2 protein-coding genes are annotated in these 3,430 nt (G+C 66.3%); both read left to right on the top strand.

Annotated features, from left to right (window positions below; genetic code table 11):
* A partial coding sequence (locus tag H5T60_13110) for an FAD-dependent oxidoreductase (protein ID MBC7243369.1) occupies positions 1–1,887 on the top strand: 1,887 nt, incomplete at its 5' end.
* Between the two features lie 89 nt (positions 1,888–1,976).
* On the top strand, positions 1,977–3,350 hold the full coding sequence (locus H5T60_13115) for a bifunctional folylpolyglutamate synthase/dihydrofolate synthase (GenBank protein MBC7243370.1): 1,374 nt from the start codon (positions 1,977–1,979) through the stop codon (positions 3,348–3,350).
* The last annotated feature ends 80 nt before the right edge of the window (positions 3,351–3,430 follow it).

Below are 3,430 nucleotides of genomic sequence, written 5' to 3' on the forward strand. Positions count from 1 at the left end.
TCCTCCATGGTCAGCGAGGGCATGGTCATCACCACCGATTCGCCGGCCATCCGCGAAACCCGCCGCACCTGCCTGGAACTCCTGCTCTCCGACCATACCGGCGACTGCTATGCGCCCTGCCATCTGACCTGCCCCACCGGCATTGATATCCAGGGCTTCCTGAAGCTCATCGCTCAGGGCGAATTCCGCAAGTCGCTGGAGCTGATTAAGGAAGCGACGCCCTTCCCCGCGTCGCTGGGGCGCATCTGCCCTCACCCCTGCGAATCGGAGTGCCGGCGCAACCGCGTGGACGAACCGCTGGCCATCTGCTGGTCGCACCGCTTTGTCGCTGACCTGGACCTCGAAAGCGGGAATCCCTATATCCCGCCCTGTGCCCCGGACACCGGCAAGCGCGTGGCGGTCATCGGCGGCGGGCCGGCCGGCCTCAGCGCCGCCTATCACCTGCGCCGCAAGGGGCATGCGGTGACCGTGTTCGAACAGCATGAGGCGGCCGGCGGCATGATGCGCTGGGGCATCCCCTATTATCGTCTGCCGGCGGCGGTGCTGGACGCCGAGATCAAGGTCATCACCGATATGGGGGTGGAGATCCGCTACAACCAGAAGCTCGGGCGCGACTTCACCATCCAGTCCCTGAAGGACGCCGGCTATGATGCCATCTTCGTCGGCGTCGGCGCCCAGGAGACCACCCGCATGCGCGTGGAAGGTGAGGACCTGCCCGGCGTCATGCCCGGCCTGGAATTCCTGGCGCGCGTGGCGCGCGGCGAATACCCCGAACTGGGCGACAGTGTGGTGGTCATCGGCGGCGGCAACACGGCCATTGACTCTGCCCGCACCGCCCTGCGCCTGGGCGCGAAAGAGGTAACCATCCTCTACCGCCGCACGCGGGAAGAGATGCCGGCCCTCGACATCGAGGTGGAAGAGGCCATGAAGGAGGGGGTGAAGTTCGAGTTCCTCGCCGCCCCGGTCTCCGTGCAGGAAGTGCACGATGGCCTGATGCTGACCTGCCAGCGCATGAAGCTGGGCGAGCCGGACGCCAGCGGCCGGCGCCGGCCAGTGCCTATCGAGGGAGCGGAGTTCCGCAAAACCTGCGGCACCATCATCTCCGCCATCGGCCAGCGCATCGATATGGAATGCCTCGAGGGCGAGAGGGTTACCTGCTCTTCGGACGGCCGTATCGAGGTGGACCCGCTGACGATGCAAACCACCATCCCGGGCGTGTTCGCCGCCGGCGACTGCGTGACCGGCCCTGATATCGCCGTGCGCGCCATGGGCAAGGGCCGGCTGGCGGCCGTCTCCATTGACCAGTACCTGCGCGGCGAGCCGGTCATCGGCTACGGCTACAACTTCAACTCCAGCATGGGCAAACTGGACGAGGTGGACCCGGAGCGCTTCGCCCGCTACGAGCAGGCTCCCCGGGTGAAAATGCCGGAGCTGGAGATCGAGCGCCGCGTGCGCACGTTCGACCAGGTGGAGTTGGGTCTCACGCCGGAATCCGCCGTTGCCGAGGCCAAACGCTGTCTGGAATGCGGCTGTGCCGCCGTCAATACCTGCAAACTGAAAGAGTATGCCACCCAGTACGGTGCCCGACAAGATGTGTGGGCCGGCGAACGCCGCGGCTACTTCATTGACAACTCGCATCCTGACCTGTACATGGAGACCGGCAAGTGCATCCAGTGCGGCGCGTGCGTGCGGGCCTGCCGCGACATCCGCAAGCTGGAGGTCTTCACCTTTGTCTATCGCGGCTTCCGGGCGCGCGTGCTCCCGTACTTCGGCCTGCCGCTCTCGCAGACCACCTGCGACGGCTGTCTGGAGTGCGTCAAGGTGTGTCCCACCGGCGCGCTGGTCGCCACCCGTAAGGTAGTGGAGAAGGCGTACGATCTTCCCTGATCCGTCAAGAGATATTCGTGAAGAATGAGATGCCGGCCTCCCGCAGGTAAAAGTGCCTGCGGGAGGCGCGCGAAAGGAGCCCAATGCACATGCCGCAGGATGCCTACGCCCGGGCACTGGCGTACATCTTCTCCCATGCGGACTATGCCCGCCGACAGCCGGCCCGCTACGCCGATGACGTCTACGGTGTCCAGCGGGTCGCTCAGCTCCTGGAACTGCTGGGCCACCCGGAAACGCGCTATCCCTGCCTCCACATCGCCGGCACCAAGGGCAAGGGGTCCACTGCCGCCATGCTGGAAGCCTGCCTGCGCGCTGCCGGCTACCGCACCGGCCTGTTCGCCTCCCCCAGCCTGCACACGACGCGCGAATACTTCCGGATCGACGGCCAACTCCTTCCCGAAAGTCGGGTAGCGTCGGGGCTGGATGCCATTCGGCCGTACATCGAGCGCGTCGAGGGCATCACTGCCTTCGAAATCCTGACCGCGCTGGCTTTTCATCTGTTCGCCGAAGAGGGGGTGGAGGCCGGCATTATCGAGGTGCTGATGGGCGGCCGGCTGGACGCCACCAACGTCATCACGCCGGCGGTGAGCATTATTACTTCCATCAGCTATGACCACACCCAGTTCCTGGGCAGTACGCTGTCCGCCATCGCCGGCGAGAAGGCCGGCATCATCAAACCCGGCGTGCCGGTGGTCTGCGCCCCGCAGGAAGCGGAGGCGTTAGAGGTCATCCAGCGCGTCTGTTGGGAGAAACATGCCCCGCTGGTGCTGGTCGGGAGAGATTGGGAGTGGCGCCGGCGCGCCTGGTCCCCGGAGGGGGAAACCGGGGATATCCGCGCCGTCGGCGCTGTGCCGGCCGGATTCCCGACGGAACTGCAGGACATCCAGCTGGGCCTGCTGGGAGCACACCAATGGGAGAATGCGGCGGTCGCGGTGGCGGCGTTGGCGGAATTGCGCCGGCGGGGCTGGCGGATCGGCGCAGAGGCGGTGCGCGCCGGCCTGCGCGATGTGCGGTGGCCGGGCAGGCTGGAAATCCTGGGCCGGCACCCCTGGGTAGTGGTTGACGGCGCCCACAACGTGGAGTCCACGGCCTATCTGGCGCAAGCGGTGCGGGAGATATTCACCTGGAGCAGGCTGTTCCTGATCTTCGGGGCTTCCGCCGACAAAGATATCGCCGGCATGCTGGCCCATCTCGTGCCGCTTGCGGACGATATCATCGTCACCCGCTCCGGCCATGCCCGCGCCGCGGACGAAACACGGTTACAGCAAGCGGTAGAGGCGCTGGGGATGCCGGCACGCACCGCCATCAGCGTCAAAGAAGCCCTGCAAGACCTGCTGGCACAGTCCTCGCCGGCCGACATGATATTGGCGACAGGTTCGCTCTTCATCGCCGCTGATACCCGACGCGCCTGGGCGGAAATCACCGGCGCTCCCCTGCCGCCGGCCGACCCACCGTGGTCGTAAGCGCTCAGGCCGCCGGCTCCTTCCACAGGCTGTACAGCGCCACGTCCACCATGGCCTGCAGGTTTTCCAACGGCGTATCG

The sequence above is a fragment of the Anaerolineae bacterium genome (genome assembly GCA_014360855.1).
In the GTDB taxonomy this organism is placed as follows: Bacteria; Chloroflexota; Anaerolineae; order JACIWP01; family JACIWP01; genus JACIWP01.